The organism is Aminobacter sp. MDW-2 (assembly GCF_014250155.1).
In the GTDB taxonomy this organism is placed as follows: domain Bacteria; phylum Pseudomonadota; class Alphaproteobacteria; order Rhizobiales; family Rhizobiaceae; genus Aminobacter; species Aminobacter ciceronei.
In genome coordinates, this window is sequence record NZ_CP060197.1 from 5,164,778 (window position 1) to 5,186,024 (window position 21,247).

Genomic DNA, 21,247 nt, shown 5'->3' on the forward strand with positions numbered 1-21,247 from the left:
GTCACATCCGCTCCAGCCGGGGATCGAAATAGTCGCGCAGGAAATCGCCGAACAGGTTGATGCCGACCGAGGAGATCAGCACGGCGATGCCGGGCGCAATGACGATCCATGGCTGCTCGTAGAGGAAGTCGCGTCCCTCCGAGATCATCACGCCCCAGGATGCGGTGGGCGGCTGCACGCCGAGGCCGAGGAAGGACAACGCTGCCTCCGAGATGATGACCAGGGCGATGTCGAGGGTGGCAACGACAAGCACGGCGGGTAGCACGTTGGGCAGGACATGGGTGAAGATGATGCGCAGTTGCGACACGCCCATGGTGATCGCCGCGTCGACATAATCGAGCGTGCGGATCCGCATGGTTTCGCTGCGCACGATGCGGGCGAAATTGATCCACAGCGCAAAGGCCAGGGCCATGACCAGCGTGGCGAAACCGGCGCCCAGAACGGCCATGAAGATCAGCGCCAGCAGCAGGAAAGGAAAGGCGAGCTGGAAGTCGACGATGCGCATGATGATGGTGTCGACGATGCTGCCGAAATAGCCGGCAAGCGCCCCGAGCGTCGAGCCGAAGACGAGCGCTATCGACACCACGATCAGCGCCACCTGGATCGACACCTGCGCGCCCATGACGGTGCGGCTGAGAATGTCGCGGCCCATATTGTCGCCGCCGAGCAGGTTGGTGGTCGAGCCGCCCTCCTGCCAGACAACAGGGGCGTAGCGCCATTCGATGACCTGCTGGGCGTGATCGTGCGGGGCGATGGATTTCGCAAACAGCGCACAGAGCACGACGATGGCGATCAAAAACAGGCCGGTCAGGCCCTTGGCGCTGCGGCCGAGGCTGCCGAGGAAGCGGCGCTCGGTGGCAGGCCGCGCTGCAGCGGGGACGATCACGGCCTCAGTCATTGCGCACCCTCGGGTCGATGAAGCGGTACAGGATGTCGACGATCAGGTTGAGCGAGATGAACAGCGCCGCCGATACGAGCACCACCGCCTGGATGATCGGATAGTCGCGGACCTGGATGGAATCGACGGCGAGGCGGCCGATGCCGGGCCAGGCGAATACCGTCTCGATGACGACGGTGCCCGACAGCAGCGCACCCATCTGCAGGCCGGCGAGCGTGACGATGGGCAGAAGCGCGTTGCGTAGCGCATGGCGCAGGATGATTGTGAGGCGCGGCGCGCCCTTGGCGATGGCGAAGGTGATGTAGTCCTGCTGCAGGACTTCCAGCATCGCCGAGCGGATCAGCCGCGCATTGACCGCCACCAGCACGAAGGCCAACGAGATCGACGGCAGGATGAAGTAGCGGAAAGCATTCCAGAAAATGCCGATGTCGCGTTCGGCGACGGCGCGGCCGATGCTGGCAAGGGCCGAGCCGCGATAGCCCGAGGCGGGCAGCCAGCGCAGCTCGATCGAGAACCACAGGATCATCAGCACGGCGAGCAGGAAGCCCGGCATCGACACGCCGAGAACGGCGATGAAGGTGCCGGCATAATCCAGCCAGCTGTCGCGTTTGAGTGCGGTGACGATGCCGAGCGGGATGGCGATGACGAAGGCCAGGAGCAGCGTCCAGAAAGCGAGTTCGCCCGTTGCCGGCAGGCGGTCGGCGATCAGGCTGGTGGCCGGGACGCCCTGGCGGATCGAGGTGCCGAGGTCGCCCTGCACGGCATTGCTGAGATAGGCGACGAACTGCTCGGGCACGGAGCGCGTCAGCCCCATTTTCTCGCGCAGTGTGTCCATGTCCTGGACGCTCATGCCGGGATTGCCGGCGGCAATCACGTCGACCGGATCGCCCGGCACGAGCTTGACCAGCGAGGCCACCACAAGGATGACCCCGAGCAGGATGACGGCCGCATAGAGCAGCCTCGATACGACCAGCCTCAGCATCCGTCGGCGCGGGTCACGAGGCCATGCCGAGCAGGTCGACGCGCAGCTCTCCGCCGGGATTCATCCGGGCATCGACGACGTCCTTGGCGACGACGGCGAAGTTGAGCGGCTCGAACAGCGGCTTCCAGTAGGCCTCGGTGACGACCTTTGCCTGGATCTTGTCGAGGATGACTTGCCTGGCAGCAGGATCGGAGGTCACGCGCTGCTCGGCGATCATGCCGTCGAGTTCGGCATTCTCGTGGAAGGCCCGGTTGAGCGCGCCCTTGGTGTGCAGCACCGGGTAGACGATATCGGCGTCGGTGTAGGAATAGGTCGAGATGACCATGTCCTGCCCGCCTTGTGCGGTAATCGCCGCCCACTGGGCGATCGGCAGCGTTTCGATCGTGATTTCGACGCCGATCTCGCGCAGCTGCGCCTGGACCACCTCGGCCGTACGGCGGATGACCGGCGTGTCGTTGGCGACGAGCTTAACCTTCAGACCCTTGTCGAAACCGGCCTCGGCCAGCAGCGCCTTGGCCTTTTCGGGATCGTAGCCGTAGGAGAGTTCGGCGGTCTTGGGCGAATAGCCCGAGATGGAGCTTGCAATCGGAGAGGTCGCCGGCACGGCGAAGCCGTCGAGCGCAAAGGCGATCAGCCGCTTCTGGTCGATGGCATGGGCAAAGGCCTGGCGCACCTTCGGATTGTCGAAGGGCGGACGCTTCTGGTTGAACACCAGCGCCCGCATCATCTGGGCCGGACGCTCGATCATGATGGCGTCGGCATTGCCGCGCAGGCGCCGCACGCTGTCGAGCGGCACCGAAGCGCCACCATACATGGCGTTGATCTCGCCGGTTTCGAAGGCGGCGATGCGGGTCGAATCCTCGGGATAGTGGAACAGTTCGACGGCATCGACGCGGGCGAGCGCGGCGACCGGTGCGTAGTCGTCGTTGCGCTCGAGCCGCATGCCGCGGTCGGTCGACCATGACACGAACCTGAACGGACCGGCACCGACCGGCTTGCGGCCGAACTGGTCGCCCGCCGCTTCGACGGCGGCACGCGAGATCGGTGCCGAATAGCCGAGCGTCAGGCCGACCCAGACTGCGACGAAGGGCTCCTTGAAGTGATAGGCGACGGTCAGCGGGTCGACGGCTTCGGCGCGCTCCAGCGGGCCGAGGAAGAAGGCGCTGGGCGAAGCAGCCTCGGGCGCCAGATGGCGCGCCACGGTCCAGGCAACGGCTTCGGCGTCGCAGGGCGTGCCGTCGTGGAACTTGACGCCGGGCTTGAGCTTGAAGGTCAGCGTCTTGTTGTCATTGCTGAAGGCCCAGCTCTCGGCGAGGCCCGGCAGCACTTCGCCGTCGAAGCCGGCGCGCGCCAGCGGCTCATAGATCATATCCATCGTCGTCGACGACACCGACAGCGTGGTCTTGTGCGGATCGAGCGTGTCGGGCTCTTCCGAGCGGCCGACGCGCAACGTGCCGCCGGTCTGCTCGGCCAGTGCCTTGCCGGGCAAACCAAGCATGGCTGTGGCCGTGAGCGCTGCGGCGCCACCGAGGAAGGCGCGGCGCGTCAGCGTCGCCTGCTTGAGATAGGAACGCGCCAGGGCGTCGAACTGTTCAGGGGTGAGAGTGCGTAGGGACATGGTGGACCTCGCCGTAAAGTGGTTGATCAGGCTCGCTTGAAGGCCAGTTTCTTGATGCGGTCGGAGTTCATTTCGAAGCCGTCTGAAGTCACCGCCAGCGTTGCGTTCCACGGCAGGCCGGGGCGCATATCGGTACCGGGCTGCAACAGGAACCACAGGTCGGCATCGGCTGCGACGATGGGGGCTGCCATGGCGCCGAGCCCGGAACGCAGGCGGAACTCGCCCTTCGAGGCGTCGCCCGTAATCTCGACCTCGAGGTCCTGCGCCTTGTTGACATAGCGCCCGGCCAGCGGGCGCGCGGCTGCAGCACCCGCCTGAAGCGGCGCGTAGAGGCGCGGCGTGCCGCAGAAGACACCGTCGAGCTTGCCGTCGGCGCGCGGGCTGAGCACCAGGTCGGTGATGGCGCGCTCGGGCTTGGCGCCGCCCTGGTGACCGAAGTCGAATCCGCCGACGCCGCCGGCGTTGAGGAAGGTCGCGACGCCGTCCTTGGCGACGATTTCGAAGACGTCGGGGCCACCCTCCTGCCGGTAGCGGCCAGGCGCGAGTGCGATCGGCGCCGGGGCCTTGTCGCCGAAATAGATGTCGGCGATGCGCCGGCCGAGCGCGAAGGAGGCGACCTGGTCGTTGTTGGCGATGATGACGACGCCGAAGCCATCATCGACGAAGCGGGTCGATTCCGACTTGCCGCCGGCAACCGTGCCGCCATGGCCGACGGCGCGGCGGCCGCGATAGACGTCGGTGACGAGGCCGAGGCCGTAGAAGCCTGTGGCGCCATTGTCGAAGACGCAGGGTGTTGCCATGCGCTCGTACATGTCAGGCGTGCCGACCTTGGGATCGAACATGTTCTGCTGCCAGACGATCATGTCGTCGAGCGTCGAGATCATGCCGCCCTCGCCGCCGAGGTCGAGGCCCCAGTTGAGATTGGCCCAGCCTTCCTCGCGCTTTGTGTAGTGCGCGGCGAGCCGGTTCATCGCCGCGCCGTCGCGGATCAAAAGCGAGGTGTCGTCCATGCCGAGCGGGCCGGTGATGCGCTTGCGCAGCACCTCGTTGAAAGTCGCGCCCTCGATCTGCTCGATGATTTCCGACAACATGAAGAACCCGGCATTGCAGTAGGTCATGGCGCTGCCGGGCTTGAAGTTCAGCGCGTCCTGGCGAGCGATGACGTCACGACCGGTCTGGCGGTCGGAGGGCGTGAAAATGGACAGGCCGGCGAAGATCATCGCTTCGAGATGGTCGCGGAAGCCCGAAGTGTTCGAAGCGAGCTGCGCGAGCGTCACCGGCTGCTCGAGCCGCGGCACGTAAGACAGGTGCTTCTGCACCTCGTCGGACAGGCTGAGCTTGCCTTCGGCCTCCAGCATAAGGATCAGCAGGACGGTGAACTGCTTGGTCTGCGAGCCGATCCGGATGATCGTCTTGCGCCCCATCGGCACGGCATTGTTGATATTGGCGAGGCCGTAGGCGTTGGCGAAGATCTCGCGGCCATTTTCGGTGACCGCGACGACGGCGCCCGGGCTGCCGGGGCCGGTGAAATCCTGAAACAGCGCATCGATGCGCGCGGCGAAATCGGCCGGTGCCTTGCTCATGCCGGTCACTCCCTTACAGTTTTTGGATTGCCGGCGGCGCTGGGCGCTGCGCCGGATGTGCGTGGAAAGACGGTGCCGCAGCGCATCTCGACTGGCGTCGATGCCGTGCCGTCCTGATGCCTGTCGCAACGCATGGTCCTGCCCTCCCGCAGTGGCCGTGGCAGTCCGCCTGGGGCGTGCTGCAGCGCAGGAGCTACCCTGCAAAATCAAAACTTTTGCCGTTCCCGCTTTTTTGTGATGCAATCGGTAAGATTTCTTTTTTGATACGTCAAGTCGTTTGCGTAAACGCTAAATCCCTGCCATTTTCAGAAAATGAACCCGCTCACGCCGCCAAGACCGGAGGCCATGTGACCCACCAACCGCGACTGAGCGAATGCCTGCGCGCCATGCGCCAACGCCATGGGCTGAAGCTGCAGGAAGTCAGCGAGCGCACCGGGCTGGCGCTGTCGACGCTGTCCAAGGTCGAGAACGACCTGATGTCGCTGACCTACGACAAGATCCTGCAGATCTGCACAGGGCTCGATATTCCGGTCACGGAACTGCTGAACGTCGAGCCGGCAAAGGGTGTGGAGCGAACGCGGCGCTCGATCGTGTCAGGCACCAACACACTGCAACTGGCGACGCGGAACTACGACTACCGCTATCTGTGCACCGATCTCACCAACAAGCGCATGGTGCCGATCATCGCCAGGATCCATACGCGTTCGCTCGACGAATTCGGCCCGCTGGTCCGTCACGTCGGCGAGGAATTCGCCTATGTGCTGGACGGCGAGATCGAAATCCACACCGACCACTACGCGCCGACGCGGCTCGCCGCCGGCGACGGCGTCTACATCGATTCGACCATGGGCCATGGCTACGTCTCGGTCGGCGACGGCGAGGCGACGATCCTGTGCATCTGCTCGGCGCCCGAATCCGGGCTGGAACAGGTGCTGATCGACCAGGCCTGACCGACGCAAGGTATCGAAGGCGGCATCGTCGAGAACCGCTCCGCAGGATTTTGGCGTGTCAGCCCCGCTGTCCGGTGAGGCGCACGACGCGCAGTGCGACGAGCACGCAGAGCGCGGGCGCCATCGCAAAGATGGTGCCGAGCCAGACGGCGGCGTTGGCGGCGCCCTCAGCTCCGCCCGGATCGGCAATGCCCGCGAAGTTGGCAACCATGCCGGCACAGGCGGTGCCGAGGGCCATGAAGAACAGCTGCACCGTCGTCATGCCGCCGGCGGCAAGATCCTGCTCGCTGGGCGGAGCACTCTGGAAGATGCGTGTGACCAGCCCGGGCCAGGTGACGCCGATGCCGAACCCGACGAGCAGCAGGCCTAGGCTGATCGGCACGAGCAGCGACCGGTCGCCACCGCCATGGATCGGCATGAACAACGCAAACAGCACGAGACCGGCCAGCACGAGCAGTGGACCAAGCACCATCAGGCGGTCGGCATGCGCCTGCCAGCGTGAACTCATGAACGACGCAATGCTCCAGCCGAGCGACATGACGGCCGCGATGTAGCCGGACCAGAGCGGCGACTGGCCATGAAGGTTCTGCAGCAGGTAGGGCACGAAGATCTCGGGCTGTATGGCCAACATCAACAGCGCGACGGTGAGGTAGAGCGAGCCCAGCGGCGTCGAGACATTGAAGGCGCCGCGCGGCAAGAGCCGGGCGCTGGCCCGTGCATCGACGCCGGAGATCAGCACGACGAGTGCAAGGCCGGTGCCGAGCCCGGCGAGGTTCCATGCCAACTGCGCCGACAGGCTGCCGGCAGACACGGCAAGCACGGCCACCGTCAGCATGACGAGCTGCAGGAACGGCACGGCGACGTGTTCGTTGGTGTCGCAGCTCTTCCTGGGCAAGGTGACGAAGGCGACGATGGCGAAGGCAACGCAGAACGGCAGCAACGAGGCGAAGCCGAGCCGCCATGCGCCATATTCGGCAAAGATGCCGCCGATGGCGGGGCCGACCAGCGTTGCGATGCCGAACATGGCCGAGGTGAGGCCGATGGCCCTTGCCCACAGATGCTCCGGCAGGACGATGCGGGTCAGGGCATAGGCGAGCGCGAACAGGAAGCCGCCGCCGAGGCCCTGGACGGCGCGGCCGAGGAGCAAGACCGGCATGCTGGGAGCAAGCGCTGAGGTAAGCGTGCCCAGGGCGAAGATCGACGTGGCGAGCACATAGGCGCCGCGCGGCCCGCTGCCGTTCAGGAGCTTTGCCGTCAGCGCCGAACCGAGGATCGAGGCGACCACGAACAGGGTCGTTGCCCAGGCATAGAAGTCGAGCCCGCCGATGTCGGCGATGACCGACGGCATCGCCGTCGTTGCAATGTACATGTTGACGGCGTGCAGCGTGACGCCGCCGGCAAGCGCGAATGTGTAGATACCGTGCCTGCCGCTGAAGAGATCGCCCCAGCCCGCGGGTTTGGTCGCGGCCGCTGCGGTCGCAGTGCCGACGAGGGGCGCCGGCTGTTCAAGATCGAAGTTCATGTCGGCCTTTCCATTTTTCGTGCCGACACGTCTGTAAAACCTCAAGCCCTATTGAGGTCAACAGACAAAAAGACAAATGGATGTGGCCTGTGGGCAGCGACGAGACTGTCCGCGGCTAGAGCAACGCGCCAAAATTGTTCGCGGCGTGGGCTGCTATGGCTGGCCACAGCTTCCGGTCCGATGGCGTAGCAAGCCGCAGACCAGGCCGATGAGAGAGACCGAGGCCATCGTCGTTGCGACGGGCATGGCGGCCAACTGCACCCACCCGGGGAAATAGATGAGCAGGAATGCAACTGAAGTGACGCCGATGGCCAAAGCGGCCCCCCCAACGCTCGGCCAGCCGGGTCCGGATGACGCCCCTGAAAACCAGTTCTTCAACGGCTGTGGCGACGACGATCCAACCATATTCGGCCAGCGGCGAGGGCGACAGCTGGCCGGAGCCCAGCGCACGCCCTCCTCGGTGATCTCGCTGAACATCGCAGGCGGTTCAGCACGCCGCGGTCACGGGCCGCCTTGAGCGCCGGCGTCCACGGATGCCGGTGACAGAGACGACCGAGCCCGGACGAGGCGCCGCCTCACCCTGTCCTCGACGATTGCCACGGCAGCATGGCCGTCGTGCTCGCCGCCTTGTCGCTGCCTGGCCTCGGCAGCGCGGTGTCATGGCAGTTAGGACGACAGAGGGGATTGCGGAAATGGCACGTGCGTCGTTCAGTCGATTGCTGACTCACTTTGGCGGCCCAAGCGCTTTCAGGAGCAGGTTGGCGGCAGGGACGGACACAGCATCTCCGGTAAGAGCGACCGCGACGATGGCGTTGTCTGAAGGCGAATAGGCAACAACTGCGCTGGCGCCAGGGGTGCCGCCGGCGTGCCCGATCCAGCGTATCGACCGGGAATCATCGGTCACGTCGAAGACCATGATCCCCAAGCCATAATAGGTGCCTGGATCGAACATAGGGTAGAGCTTCCTGGCCATCGTCCGGACCGTGCCGTCTGACAACAGGCGTCCGCCGAGCAAAGCGGCCCAGAAGCGGGTCATGTCGGCCGCGTCACTCACGATAGGACCAGCCGCGCCAGCCCAGCTTGGGTCAATAGGCTTTTCATGTACCGCCGTCAGTGGTGCGACACCAACGGCTCCGCCACCTGGAACAAGCGCCCGCATCGAGGTGAGCCCAAGCGGCGCAATGATCCGCGTGGTGATCGCTACATCGATCGATCGGTGATCGACCTTCCGGACAATTTCGCCAAGAAGGTCGTAGCCCGTGTTCGAATAGCGCCAGCGTCCCCCTGGGCAGAACATAGCCCCATGCCTGCGCGCAATGGCAAGGTTCGCCGCCGGATCGCGATAGCGCGGATCAGCATGCGCTTTCAGATCCTCATTGGCACTGAATAGCCCGCTGGTGTGGGCGAGCAAATCACGGACTGTGGCAACATCGCCATTCGGTACGTCCGGCACCCAAAGTGAAACCGGGTCATCAAGGGATAGTTTCCCCTCCTCAGCGAGTTGCAGGATGACGACCGCAGTGAAGGTCTTTCCAGCGCTGGCCCAAAACAGCCGTGGTGCATCTGTTGGAGCGCTGGTCTGTTGCCATAGACCTTTCCCAGGTATGGCGACCGCGGCCGTAATCGCTGACGCGGCTGTAAAGGCTTGGATACGCTCGTAGGTGACGTCGAGGCGACGCGTGGTTTCCGCCGGCAGCGCTTTATTCGGAACGGGTGGGGTCGCCGTGATGTCAACGGGGGCATGCAGCGGCGACCCCACATAGGCAGCGTGAACAGCGCAGTGAACTGGCTGATAGTCCGCCGCATGAGCGGAGATGCCAAACGCTGCGAGGCTCGCCACCCCAAGACCGGCAAGGATGAATTTGCAGGGTCTGCGCGTGGTTTCGATCCGACGGAAATGACGTTCGGAGAGCGAGGGTAGGTAGACGGGGCTCATTGACGTTTGCATCCGGCGCGATCGAGCATGTCCTTGACGATCAAGGGTGTTGCCGGCGTTTCCGCTGTGTCTTGACCCGCAGCAGCGGCCTTGAGGGCCTGGCGGACACTCCCTGCGTTCACGCGTAACGATGTCCGACAGGTCGCGTTGCCCATGCTGACAACCGCACCGGCGGCCTCGCCTACGCCGGCAAGGTAGGCGGCAAGAACTTGCTGCGCCGTCCGATCGGTCGGAGCCTTCTCCAGCATCTGCATCACCTGAGCGACTGAGATGAGGCCACGGGAGGTGGATGGCGTGGCCGTTGATGGCGATGCAGCGGGAATGGCGACGACGCAGGTGACAAGACTGATAGCCAGTTTGGCGAGGCGACGAGACAATGCAGGATCTCCTATGTTGGCCGTCACATTGATCGATAATAATAAATCATTGTCAAACGATAATTTTTTGGGGTTGTATTTTGATTCAGGCAAAGGAAAGAGAGAAGTCGTCCAGACATGGACCAAGCACAAAAGATGATCGACATGACCGCCAGGAGGGGCCTCGAATTGCGGATTCGACGTCTCAGTTGACTGATGGCGACGGGTTGCCTCGTCACATCCGGGCTGCTCACCGCAGCAATGTTCTTCTATTGGTTCATTACGCCGACGCGCACGCTGTTCAGCGAGGCGGCAATTGCGAGTGCCCCAGCGACAGGGACCGATCTTTCCATTCGGGCACTGGCGTTCGGAATTTCGATGGTCACGCTCGGTACATTGATCTACGGATTTCTATACGCCCGTCGTTGCTTCGATGCCTTTGCGGTTGGCCATGTCTTCGCCAGCGAGCCGATCCGTTTCCGGACGTGCGGGATGATTTCGTCCGGTGCGCCGGCGCGGTCCGTCAAGGCATCGGCGGGGTGGTTGCGCGGGCCAGGCTGGCTGTCTTTGCTGCTCAGGCGAGCCCGAGATATGCCGCCAGTTCGCGCGCGGCGGCCCCACCCGCCCTGTTGGCGCCGATTGTCGACGCCGAAGGGCCGTAGCCGACGAGGTGGATGCGCGGATCCCTTGAAACCTGTGTCGCCAGCTTGCCGGCCATGACGATGCCGCCACCCTCCTCGCGAATCTGCAGCGGCGCGAGATGATCGAGCGAGCTGCGGAAGCCGGTGTTCCACAAGATGACGTCGGCACGCTGCTCGCTGCCGTCGGGCCAGCGCACACCGTCCTCGGTGATCTCGTTGAACATCGGCAGGCGGTCGAGCACGCCACGGTCGCGCGCGGCCTTGAGGGCCGGCGTCCATGGGATGCCAGTGACCGAGACGACCGAGCCCGGAACGAGCCCCCGCCGGACCCTGTCCTCGACGATGGCCACGGCGGCGCGACCGTCGTCCGGCGTGAACGCGCGGTCGCGGAACCGCGGCTCGCGCCGTGTCACCCAGATCGTGGCGGCGACGCGCGAAATCTCGTCGAGCAGTTGCAGCGCCGAGATGCCGCCGCCGACGATGACGACACGCTGGCCGGCGAACGCCTCGGCGCTGCGGTAGTCGCGAGTGTGGAGCTGCCGCCCCTTGAAGCGCTCAGAACCTGGATAGGCTGGGATGACGGGCGTTTCCCAGGTGCCGGTGGCGTTGACTATGCCCCGGGCCGAGAAGGTCTCGCGATCGGTCTCGACACGCAGCTTGTCGCCACGGTCGCAGACGACCTTGACCGTCACCGGGCGATAGACCGGCAGGTCGAACTCGCGCTCATAGGCGGCAAAGTACTTCGGCACCGCGACCGACGCCCTGACCTCGGTGGCGCCCTCCTCGACGACGTCGGCGAACTGCATGCCGGGCAGGTCATGGATGCGGTTGACGGTCGAGAGCGTCAGCGACGGCCAGCGATACTGCCAGGCGCCGCCGGCCTCGGGCGATTTGTCCAAGATGACAAAATCGCGCCCGGGTTGAAGGCCGAGCTTTCTCAGATTGTAGGCGGTGGAAAGCCCCGCCTGGCCAGCGCCGATGACGACGATGTTGGTCTTGTAGGCGGCACGGAGATCACCCCTGGCGGGCGACGGTTCGGATCCGGGGCTATCGGCATCTTGGTCGGGCATGGCCCGGAAGAGATAAGCAGCCGAAGCCAACGGCGCAACGGGTCGGGCATCGACGCTTGGACGACGACGCGATGCTTCCAGCATATGGCGAGTACCCGACCGATGCGACAACCATCGCTGGCGCGTCATTATTTCGCATGTGATTTCAATGTGTTGGCGGAAACCAATTGTGAACCATTTGGAGCCTAGCGAGCGGCACAGCATTCACTGGCAGCGGGTTCGCGCAAGCGCTCAACCGAAAGCTGCCAGCCACCCCGAAGGAAAGTAACATGTCCGATCACGCCGCAACAACGGACGCAGCAATTGCCCGTCGCCTCGCCTTTGTCCGCTTCGACGGCGAGGCGCGCGCCGCGCTGAACGCCGTCCGACCCGCGATCGAGGCAGCGCTGCCCAAGGTGATGGACAGCTTCTACGGCCATATCGCCGAATTCGCAGAGGCGCGGCGTTTCTTCGGACTAGGTGACGGCAGCAAACAGCGGATGCAGGCCGCCGGCGTGCGCCAGATGAAGCACTGGTCGGCCATCGCCGCCGCCGATTTCGGCGACGACTATGCCCAGTCGGCGCAGCGCATCGGCCGCATCCATGCCGACATCGGGCTCGAGCCGCGCTGGTATGTCGGCGGCTACACGCTGATCATCGACGAGCTGGTATCGGTCATCCTCGAGCAGTCCTGGCCGAAGGCGCTCGGCATTCAGGCGCCGGGTCTGGCCAAGGCCAAAGAGGCGATGAGCGCCCTGCTCAAGGCCTCCTTGTTCGACATGGAGCTGGTGATCTCGACCTACCTCGAAACCGCCGAGCAGCGCCGGCTTTCGGCCGAAGCCGCGCGCGACGCTGCCGAAAGGGAGCAGCGCACCGCACTGGTTTCGCTGGCTGAGGCCATCGACCAGCTGGCCAAGGGCCGCCTGAACCACCGCATCGACGGGCTCGACGCGCCGAACTACGCGCAGATCCGGGACGACTTCAACCGCGCCATGGAACTGCTCGAGGAGGCCGTCGGCCGCATCCATGGCAATGCCGGCGCCATCCGCGACGGCTCGGCCCAGTTGGTGCAGGCGGCCGACGACCTCGCCCGTCGCACCGAGCACCAGGCGGCGAGCCTGGAAGAGACGGCCGCGGCACTGGTCGAGATCTCGGAGGCGACGGCACAGACGACGACCGGGGCGACGCGCGCCGACAGCGTGGCGCAGGATGCCAGGTTGAGCGCCCAGTCGAGCAGCCAGGCGATGCGCGACATGATCGTCGCCATGGGCGAGATCGACAGCTCGGCCAGGCAGATCGGCCAGATCGTCTCGGTCATCGACGAGATCGCCTTCCAGACCAACCTGCTGGCGCTCAACGCCGGCGTCGAGGCAGCGCGCGCCGGCGACGCCGGCAAGGGCTTTGCCGTCGTCGCCGCCGAGGTGCGCGGCCTGGCGCTGCGCTCGGCGGAAGCGGCGCGCGAGATCAAGTCGCTGATCGCCTCGTCGGGCGAACGCGTCGCCGCCGGCGTGCGGCTGGTCGGCCAGACCGGGGAGGTGCTGGAGGTACTGACCGGCAAAGTGGCGGAGATCAGCGTGCTCGTCGCCGATATCGCCAACTCGGCCAAGGAGCAGTCGGTCGGACTTTCGGGCATCAACAACGCTGTCAACCAGCTCGACCAGGTGACCCAGCAGAACGCCGCGATGGTCGAAGAATCGACGGCTGCCTCGCACGCGCTTGCCGAGGAAGCGTCGGCACTGGCGACCAGCGTCGCGCATTTCGAGATTGGCGCTCAGAGTTCACGCTGAAAAACACGTGCGCAGGCCGCAACGATCGCTCAGGGTCGTCAAACCGGCCAAGCCGGTTCCCACTGGTGCGGCATTGCCGCTTGCGATGGTGTGCCTGCTGCCGTCGTCGGCGCTGATCGCGGGCGTGTCGGCCGCGTCGCTGCTGTTTCTCGCCCTGCTCGGGGCCCTCGGCGCGCACCGGCGGAGCCAACCTCGCCAGAGCCACGTTGCGCGTCACGTTCTGGGGCGCGCTGGCGATGGTTTTAACGGCCGGGATCGGCGCCGCGTTCGGAACGGTCTCCCGATGACGTCGAGACATCTCATTCGTATGGGCGACCGGGCGACCAATGCAATGGTCGGCGTCGCGGCTGAAACAGTCCCAGCACGTTTCATAGGCACCCATCCCTCCGGTTTAAAATAGATTAAAAATAGAGAATATTAGATGGCTGTCGTCAAGACAACAGGCAGGCGTCGAAAGGCTACGCCAAACAGAGCCACAGCTGTTCGGGAAAATTAAATCGCCAAGGGTGGCGATACATCGCTGGACTACATGCTTAAGGTTATCTAATGGCTCACAAGGCAGGCGCAGTTGCTCTGACCAAGCCAACATATGTGGACCATTCTTCGGAGGTGATCACCCCGGTTCCCGCTGCGCGGCGCTATGCTGAACCTCCTTAGGTCACCTTGTTAACCGAGCGAATGGACGCGAATTTGCTCCGACCTCGTCCCGGACGGTCCGGGGGTCTTTGCTTTATGCGCTGCTTTTTATGAGTCCGTTGTGAAGCAGGCGTATCCGGCCGCACCGCCGTCCATTCATTGGCTGCCATCCAGGAACGCCCAACCTCGGCCAGCCGTTTGTGAGCCGCGCGGCCTTGTCAGATCGGCCGCCTGGCCGCGCTCTGGTTGCCCCCTACCCTGCAAGAACTGGTCATAGTTCCTCGCCGGTTGTTTTGGGACATTTGTGTTTCGTTGCTGCCAAAAGTCCGCTACCTAAATGACATCGCTGTTTAGCCGCCGGAGATGATGTGATGACTGAAGTATTGCTAAAGCCCAATAATCAGCTGATTGAGCTCACTGCCGATATCGTTGCGGCCTATGTTTCGAACAACCCCGTCCCGGCCGGAGAACTGCCTGGCTTGATTGCCCAAATCCATTCCAGCATCAGCAATCTTGGCGGACCGGCAGCGCCGGTGGAAGAAGCGTTGAAGCCGAGGATGCCGATCAAGAAAACGATAACCCCTGAATATTTGATCAGCCTCGAGGATGGCAAGCATTACAGAACGCTCAGGCGGCATCTTTCGATTCGTGGCCTTACGCCAGATGAGTATCGAGCCAAGTGGGGGCTGCCCAGTGACTATCCAATGGTCGCGCCCAGCTATTCGGCCCATCGATCGCAGATGGCCAAGAGCCTCGGTCTTGGCCGCAAGCCTGCCGAGAAAAAGCCTGCAAAGCGAGGAAAGACAAAGTCGTAGCTGCGCCTGCCGCGTGGTGTGGCTTCGTCAGGCAGGTCAGTGTGGCCGTTGCCGAACTCAGGATCAGCTAGGAACTGCTCCTGCTTGGCGTGCTTTTGCATCCTATGGTTCTGGTCAAAAGGTAGAGTACCACAGGGGTTTGAACGACAGCTTCGCGCCTCCACGCCAGACGTTCCGAAGAGGTTTAAGGCTTCCCCGAAGCAGTCATTCGATAACGTTGCGAAGATCGGCTACTCCCGCCCCGAGCCATTCTCGGGCGGGATCAAGAGAGCCGGTCACCTCCAGCAAGATATGAGAGAACCTGAGCAGAAGCCGACTACGCTACGGCTTCGTTGGTCTAACGCTAGCGCGATGGGCAAAAGGCAATGATCGGAGCCTCGATCTGACGGTTTGCGGTGAATCAAAGCCTGGCCTGTCCATTGGGTTAAAAACGCTTGCGGCCATTTGGCCGCTGTTTGGACAGAAGCGAAATCCGATGAAACTCATGACACGTCGCTCGCTGACTACGCAGCCGAGGGTGTTCTCACGGATCTGCGGCTCCCTATCCTCCTGTCGCACTGAAATAGCGTCCTGTGAGAGCTGGCCATGACATTGGCTGACAGTCCGCCAGAAAGAGTTGACATGCCCCCGCCTATCGCGACGGCCGATCCATTTCCCGGCCTTTCAGAGGCCGAGGCACAAGCCCGGCTCATTGCCGAAGGGTTCAACGAACTGCCGAGGTCCACCCAGCGCACACCGGTGCGGATTGCATTCGAGGTCATTCGCGAGCCGATGCTTGCGCTCCTGTTTGGCGGCGGCGTTGTCTATCTGCTTCTGGGCAATCTGGAGGAAGCGCTGATCCTGCTGGCCTTCGCCACGATGTCGATCGGCATAACCATAATACAGGAGACACGCACCGAGCGTGTCCTGGAGGCGCTGCGTGATCTCACCAGTCCTCGCGCCCTGGTCATACGCGCTGGTGAACGCAAGCGCATCGCGGGTCGAGAAGTTGTCCGGGGCGATGTCGTCGTGCTTGGCGAGGGCGACCGGGTGCCTGCCGATGCCACGCTACTGCAGAGCCAGGACCTTCAGAGCGACGAATCGCTTTTGACTGGTGAGTCCGTGCCGGTTCGGAAGATTGCCGTCGACAGCGCCTCACCATTGACCGAACGTCGTCCAGGCGGCGACGACCTGCCTTTCATATTCTCGGGTTCACTGATCGTTCGCGGTTCGGGTATAGGAGAAGTCTCGGCGACGGGGCCACGAAGCGAGATCGGCAAGATCGGCCACTCGCTGAGTTCAATGGAGACAGAACCACCGCGATTGCAGGTACAAATGCGGCGCGTTGTCCGTATTTTCGCAATGGTCGGCGGCGCGGTCAGCGTCGTCGCGGTCCTGCTTTACGGGCTTCTGCGGGGCGGATGGCTTGACGCCGTGCTGGCAGGCATCGCGCTCGGCATGTCGATGCTGCCGGAAGAGTTTCCCGTCGTGCTGACGATCTTCATGGCCATGGGTGCGTGGCGCATATCGCAGGCGCGCGTCCTGACCCGCAGGGCCGCCGCGATCGAAACCCTTGGTTCGGCGACGATCCTTTGCACCGACAAGACAGGCACGCTCACCGAGAACCGGATGACGATTGCCGAGCTTCGGACGGCGGATGGAAAGTCGTTTCGGATTGCGGACAAGCCGGTCGCCGATCTGCCGGCGGCATTCGCCGATCTGGCAGAAACTGGTGTGCTTGCCAGTACCGAGATTCCTTTCGACCCCATGGAGATCGCATTTCACAAACTCGGCAAGGGACGACTGTCCAAACGCAAGATTCTCGACAATCTGGATTGGCAACTGGTCTGCGCCTATCCGCTTCGACCCGGTCTACTGGCGATGTCCAATGTCTGGCAATCGACAGGCGGCAAGGACAAGTCGCTGATTGCGGCAAAAGGAGCGCCGGAGACGATCGGGGCGCTATGCCATCTGAACGCAAAGGATCTGAAGGCCTTGCAGGGTTCGGTCGAAGCCATGGCGGCCGAGGGGTTACGTGTGCTGGGCGTGGCCCGTGTGTTTCATCGCAGCGACGCCTTGCCAGAGACGCAACACGATTTCAAATTTGAGTTTCTCGGACTGGTCGGCCTGACTGATCCACTGCGCGCGAGTGTCCCCGATGCCGTAAACGACTGCCGTTCGGCCGGCATCAGGGTGATGATGATCACCGGCGACTACCCGGCAACCGCCGAGGTGATCGCGCGCCAGGCCGGCCTCGACACCGAAAGCGTGGTGACCGGCAGCGAGATGCAGTCGCTCAACGACGAAGAGCTGGCGCTGCGTGTCAAAACCGCAACCGTGTTCGCGCGCATCATGCCCGAACAGAAGCTTCGTATCGTCACCGCGCTGAAGTCGAATGGTGATATCGTCGCCATGACTGGCGATGGGGTCAACGACGCGCCGTCGCTGAAGGCAGCCAATATCGGCATTGCCATGGGTGGCCGTGGTACCGACGTTGCGCGCGAAGCGTCGGCGATCGTCCTGCTCGACGACGATTTCGGTTCGATCGTCAAAGCCGTTCGGCTTGGCCGCCGTATATTCGACAATCTGCGCAAGGCCATGGGGTTCATCATCGCCGTCCACGTGCCGATTGCCGGTCTCTCGCTGCTGCCATTGCTGTTTGGCCTGCCAATCCTGTTCGGGCCGATACATATCGCCTTTCTGGAGATGGTGATCGATCCGGTGTGCTCGCTGGTCTTCGAGGCCGAAACCGAGGAAGACGATGTGATGCGCCGTCCGCCTCGCAACCCGGACGCTCCATTGTTTTCCGGCGCCTTGATCGGATGGGGACTTGTTCAGGGGACGCTGGCCTTCGCATTTCTCGCGGGCATATATCTTGTCGCCCTGAAGCAGGGCATGGCCGAGAACGAAATCCGGGCGCTTACGTTTTTCTCGCTGGTGCTGACAATCGTGGGGCTGATTTTTGTCAACCGCTCCTTCAGCGCATCCCTTATGACCGCGATCATCAGGCCCAATCGATCGCTCATTTTTGTTGTCGTGGTCGTCGCTTCAACGCTGGGCGGCACACTTCTGTGGCCGTTCGCCACCAGTCTCTTTCGCTTCGGGCCGCTGCATCTCAACGATCTGGCGGTGACGTTTGCAGCGGGATTTGCCGTGTTGGCATGCCTGGAGTTGCTGAAGCCACTCTGGCGCAGGCACCTGAAGGCCTAGAAGCAGATTCCATCAGCCGACACCAGTAGCCCCCTTCCACCCTCATGGTCGTTGCGATAACAGCCATTACCTAACCTTCGGAGACGCTCTTTGGGCGAGCAGCGCGTCCTCCCGCCGCGATCTCGTGCGCGGATGCTCGGCGCTCCAGCAAGGTCAGCGACTGGAGCAATAGGCGGGCACCGACCCTGCTTTAACTAATCGTCCGCCGGGCCCAACATCTGATCGGAGGCTGCGGTGCCTTTTCCACCTGCCCCCTGATTTCCCCATCGGGGAACTTCTGGGTATGGATGTTCAGGTACCATTTGCCCGCCTGCAGATCGGCCAGTTGCTGATCCGTTATGTCCGCCGTCCCACTGGCAACGGCCGCTGAAATATCGACTACGGGATCCGCATTTTCACCCGCTGCCGCAGGGCCGTGGAAATGCGCAGCTGTTGCGTCCCCGGTCAAACCGCTCGAGGTAACCGTCAATGACAGTTTCTTGGTAGTTGTATCCACCGTGACGTCTGCCGAGCCAGTCCCACTGCTGTCGGCCGGCGGAACTTCGCTGGCGGCCTTCAGATCAGCCTTGAATTTCAATGTTTCCGCATACATAGGGCTGCTCAAGAATGCCGTTCCAAGCATCAATGCGACCGTGGTTGTCTTGAAAGGCGACATCATTTCCTCCCTAAGAGCGGCTCAACCTTAGAGCTCGCTTGTTCGGTAGAAACACGAAGCGCGGCCGGCAGTTCCGGAGGTCTTATGCTTTGGCCCTCGTTGGTGAGCAGAACATTTGAAGCAGAGCGATTCCGTCACGCCGAGACGGGTGGCAACGCGCATATTTCACGTGCCCGGCCAAGAATACTACGACGAGAGTATCATCCGACCTGAGTTTGCCGAGCAATGGTTCTGCTCGGAAAGCGAAGCTCGCTCAGCTGGTTGGCGAAAATCCAAGTCTTGAGACCACTCACCCCGCCCGCTTCCTTTGATCCAGAAGTCCAGGAGGTGCCGGGGCTTGGCATCGGCGGCGGGCCAGCGATTGGCGTACGTCACCGAAGATATCTGTCCTGGGGCCGACAGGAGACCGACAGCTTCGGCGCTTAGATGTCAGATAGTGGGCCTTTCCGATGGGGTTCACACGAACATCATGATCACCGCATAGCCCACGGTCACCAGCACCAGGCCAGCGACCAGCATTGGCAAAAGAGTACTGCCAGAATCTTGATCGTTCATAACTTCATTTCCTGCTTCTAGGTGAACGGACTTTGATTGTCCGCGGATGAGATTGGTGGTGTCAGTTTGCCACCGCCGAAGCTTGTCCCAATTCGAAGGACTCCTCACTGACGATGCGGTTGTCAGCATCGACGATTGCACGCCAGACCGAGTTTCGATTGCGCACGGTCAGGCGCTTTCGGCCCTTGTCGCCGTCGATACCGAATTCCACCCTGCTGGTTACGAGGCCGAGGCGCATTCGTCGTTGAAGTTCGTTCTCTTCAATGGAAAGCCGCTGCGCCAGGAACCTTGGCTCCAGGACATAGTCTCCGCTCTGGTCAGGCTCGAGCTTCATCCGTTTTCCTTCATCGCGGCGACGCTGTGCGACATAAACATACATTGACGATATATGTTTTAATCTGCATCGTGAAGCCTGAACGGACGTCAAAAACGAACGACAAAGGGCCGCACCAGGCTCGCTGACGGCGGGAGCCCGGCATGAGCGAAGACACAAGACGTGAAACAACGATCGTCATCGACGGTCGCGTGCTGCCCAGACAGCTGGATGAGCAGATGATCCGCGACGTGGTTCATGGTTTCTACGCCAAGATCCAGAGGGATGCCCTGCTCGCACCGCTGTTCAACAAGTCGATTGCGCCGCATGACTGGCCACCACACCTGACAAAAATGTGTGACTTCTGGTCATCCTTGATGCTTCGCACCGGCCGTTACGACGGCCGCCCGCTCCCACCACACCTGACCCTTCCTGGCCTTGGCGAACAGCATTTCCGGCGATGGCTTTTTCTGTTTCGCGCAACCGTCAACAATCTGTGTCCGCCGGAGATCGCGGCGCTGTTCATGGAGCGGGCTTTGCGTATCGCGCATTCCTTCCGCCTTGCGCTGGCCCACAATCGCGGTGAAAGCACCTTGACCGTAGAGCCGATCACGGCCGAAAGCCTGTAAGCTGCCGGACATCCGGCAAGCAGGCATGCGGTGAGATTGGATCGAAATGCGACTGACGAATTTTTCCGACTACACGCTCAGAATGCTTATGTTTGCGGCGTCCGCGGGGCATCAGCTGTTCACCATCGAAGAGACAGCGCGCGCCTTCGGTGTGTCGAAAGCGCATCTCAACAAGGTGGCCAACACGCTGACCCGCGCTGGCTATCTTGTCGCGGTTCGCGGCCGGTCTGGTGGGTTGAAACTCGGTCGCCGGCCAGAAGACATCCGGATCGGCGACGTCATCCGGTTGACCGAGCCGGATTTCGCACTGGTCGAGTGCTTCGCTACCGGGAACCAGTGCACAATCACACGGTGCTGCAAACTTTCCACCATGCTGCACGACGCGCTGTTGTCGTTCCAGAGCACCCTTGATCGATACACGCTCGCCGACATCGCGCTGAAGCCCACCGATTTCCTGGGGGACACATCCCGCGCCTAGCGACGTGCCGACATGGGCAGTGCCAGTGATGGCGGAGCCCGGTGTTGGCCGTTGCGACCGGCGGCGGTACGCCCGATTTTTCGCTGCACGCCGAGCACGAGACCGACGGCGACCCTGCCCCTCACTGCGTTTGGCCCGAGGAGGACCCGTGACCGGGCGGTCTCTGCGTGAGGCTCAGCCCTGCAGGAGGCCATTTGTCCCTAGACTTTCGGGCGCCACCCGGCTGGTCGCGCTGCACGAAGCCGGACGGCTCGCCTTCTTCGGATCGCCGGCGCACCTAGCCGAGCGGCGAGCATTCCTGCGCCACCTGTCGCCGGTCCGGAAGAAGCCATGGGTGGTCTACGCCAAGGCGCCCTTCGCCGGGCCGGAGGCGGTGCTCGCCTATCTCTCCCGCTACACCCACCAGGTCGCCATCTCGAACCGCCGGCTGATCGCCTTCGACGAGGCCAACGTCACCTTCCGCTACAAGGACTATCGCCGTGATAGCGCCGAGCGGCAGCAGATGATGACGCTCGCCATCGACGAGTTCATCCGTCGCTTCCTGCGCCATGTCCTGCCGCGTGGCTTCCACCGCATCCGCCATTACGGTCTGCTCGCCGGCTCCTCGCGCAAGGCCAATCGTGTCGGCTTGGCTGTGGTGTTCGCGCTCGCCAAG

General features: G+C 63.0%; 17 protein-coding genes and 2 pseudogenes. 9 read left to right on the plus strand and 10 right to left on the minus strand.

Going from position 1 to position 21,247, the window contains the following annotated elements:
- Window position 1: 1 nt before the first annotated feature.
- The 4 genes from H5P29_RS25510 to H5P29_RS25525 are packed head-to-tail and all read right to left on the minus strand — an operon-like array spanning window position 2 to window position 5,081.
- Window positions 2-898: an ABC transporter permease gene (locus H5P29_RS25510; protein ID WP_154386805.1), complete on the minus strand. Its 897-nt coding sequence runs from the start codon at window positions 896-898 to the stop codon at window positions 2-4.
- Window positions 891-1,880, minus strand: a complete 990-nt coding sequence (locus tag H5P29_RS25515; protein ID WP_154386806.1) for an ABC transporter permease — start codon at window positions 1,878-1,880, stop codon at window positions 891-893. Before H5P29_RS25515 ends, H5P29_RS25510 begins: the two co-directional genes overlap by 8 nt.
- A gap of 13 nt (window positions 1,881-1,893) precedes the next feature.
- A complete protein-coding gene (locus H5P29_RS25520; protein WP_154386807.1) occupies window positions 1,894-3,498 on the minus strand; it encodes an ABC transporter substrate-binding protein in 1,605 nt (534 codons plus the stop codon).
- A 26-nt stretch (window positions 3,499-3,524) separates the two neighbouring features.
- Entirely contained in the window at window positions 3,525-5,081 is a 1,557-nt protein-coding gene (locus tag H5P29_RS25525) for a serine hydrolase (RefSeq protein ID WP_154386808.1), read from the minus strand.
- 347 nt (window positions 5,082-5,428) lie between these two features.
- Here H5P29_RS25525 and H5P29_RS25530 point away from each other — a divergent pair, with 347 nt between their 5' ends.
- On the plus strand, window positions 5,429-6,031 hold the full coding sequence (locus tag H5P29_RS25530; RefSeq protein ID WP_067964751.1) for a helix-turn-helix domain-containing protein: 603 nt from the start codon (window positions 5,429-5,431) through the stop codon (window positions 6,029-6,031).
- A 58-nt stretch (window positions 6,032-6,089) separates the two neighbouring features.
- Here the strand turns inward: H5P29_RS25530 and H5P29_RS25535 are convergent, their stop codons facing one another.
- Entirely contained in the window at window positions 6,090-7,553 is a 1,464-nt protein-coding gene (locus tag H5P29_RS25535) for an MFS transporter (protein WP_154386810.1), read from the minus strand.
- Window positions 7,554-7,830: 277 nt separating this feature from the next.
- Here H5P29_RS25535 and H5P29_RS25540 point away from each other — a divergent pair, with 277 nt between their 5' ends.
- Window positions 7,831-8,070: a hypothetical protein gene (locus H5P29_RS25540; protein WP_154386811.1), complete on the plus strand. Its 240-nt coding sequence runs from the start codon at window positions 7,831-7,833 to the stop codon at window positions 8,068-8,070.
- Between the two features lie 207 nt (window positions 8,071-8,277).
- On the opposite strand, the gene H5P29_RS25545 is transcribed toward H5P29_RS25540, so the two are convergent.
- From H5P29_RS25545 to H5P29_RS25555, 3 genes are all read right to left on the minus strand, one after another.
- Window positions 8,278-9,489, minus strand: a complete 1,212-nt coding sequence (locus H5P29_RS25545; RefSeq protein ID WP_185910198.1) for a serine hydrolase — start codon at window positions 9,487-9,489, stop codon at window positions 8,278-8,280.
- A complete protein-coding gene (locus tag H5P29_RS25550; protein WP_154386813.1) occupies window positions 9,486-9,992 on the minus strand; it encodes a chlorophyllide reductase in 507 nt (168 codons plus the stop codon). Before H5P29_RS25550 ends, H5P29_RS25545 begins: the two co-directional genes overlap by 4 nt.
- Window positions 9,993-10,419: 427 nt before the next feature.
- A complete protein-coding gene (locus H5P29_RS25555; protein WP_154386828.1) occupies window positions 10,420-11,556 on the minus strand; it encodes an NAD(P)-binding domain-containing protein in 1,137 nt (378 codons plus the stop codon).
- Between the two features lie 269 nt (window positions 11,557-11,825).
- Here H5P29_RS25555 and H5P29_RS25560 point away from each other — a divergent pair, with 269 nt between their 5' ends.
- The 4 genes and pseudogenes from H5P29_RS25560 (at window position 11,826) to H5P29_RS25570 (ending at window position 17,962) form a co-directional block, all read left to right on the plus strand.
- Window positions 11,826-13,322 carry a globin-coupled sensor protein gene (locus H5P29_RS25560; RefSeq protein WP_154386814.1) on the plus strand — a complete coding sequence of 499 codons (1,497 nt, stop codon included), beginning with the start codon at window positions 11,826-11,828 and terminating at the stop codon, window positions 13,320-13,322.
- Window positions 13,323-13,386: 64 nt separating this feature from the next.
- Window positions 13,387-13,609, plus strand: a pseudogene (locus tag H5P29_RS32675) (VIT1/CCC1 transporter family protein); the annotation flags it as partial.
- 720 nt (window positions 13,610-14,329) lie between these two features.
- Window positions 14,330-14,773, plus strand: a complete 444-nt coding sequence (locus H5P29_RS25565; RefSeq protein WP_154386815.1) for a MucR family transcriptional regulator — start codon at window positions 14,330-14,332, stop codon at window positions 14,771-14,773.
- A gap of 621 nt (window positions 14,774-15,394) precedes the next feature.
- A complete protein-coding gene (locus H5P29_RS25570; protein ID WP_154386829.1) occupies window positions 15,395-17,962 on the plus strand; it encodes a cation-translocating P-type ATPase in 2,568 nt (855 codons plus the stop codon).
- Between the two features lie 190 nt (window positions 17,963-18,152).
- Here the strand turns inward: H5P29_RS25570 and H5P29_RS25575 are convergent, their stop codons facing one another.
- Together H5P29_RS25575 and H5P29_RS25580 are read right to left on the minus strand one after the other, a co-directional pair.
- Entirely contained in the window at window positions 18,153-18,620 is a 468-nt protein-coding gene (locus H5P29_RS25575) for a CHRD domain-containing protein (protein WP_246341015.1), read from the minus strand.
- A 613-nt stretch (window positions 18,621-19,233) separates the two neighbouring features.
- The gene (locus tag H5P29_RS25580; RefSeq protein WP_154386816.1) at window positions 19,234-19,506 is read right to left on the minus strand and encodes a DUF6522 family protein; all 273 of its coding nucleotides are present in this window, start codon (window positions 19,504-19,506) and stop codon (window positions 19,234-19,236) included.
- 143 nt (window positions 19,507-19,649) lie between these two features.
- On the opposite strand from H5P29_RS25580, the gene H5P29_RS25585 reads away from it, so the two are divergent.
- From H5P29_RS25585 to H5P29_RS25595, 3 genes and pseudogenes are all read left to right on the plus strand, one after another.
- A complete protein-coding gene (locus H5P29_RS25585) occupies window positions 19,650-20,114 on the plus strand; it encodes a group III truncated hemoglobin (protein WP_154386817.1) in 465 nt (154 codons plus the stop codon).
- A 46-nt stretch (window positions 20,115-20,160) separates the two neighbouring features.
- Window positions 20,161-20,592, plus strand: a complete 432-nt coding sequence (locus H5P29_RS25590) for an Rrf2 family transcriptional regulator (RefSeq protein ID WP_154386818.1) — start codon at window positions 20,161-20,163, stop codon at window positions 20,590-20,592.
- Between the two features lie 217 nt (window positions 20,593-20,809).
- Window positions 20,810-21,211: pseudogene (locus tag H5P29_RS25595) on the plus strand (transposase); the annotation flags it as partial.
- Window positions 21,212-21,247: the final 36 nt, after the last annotated feature.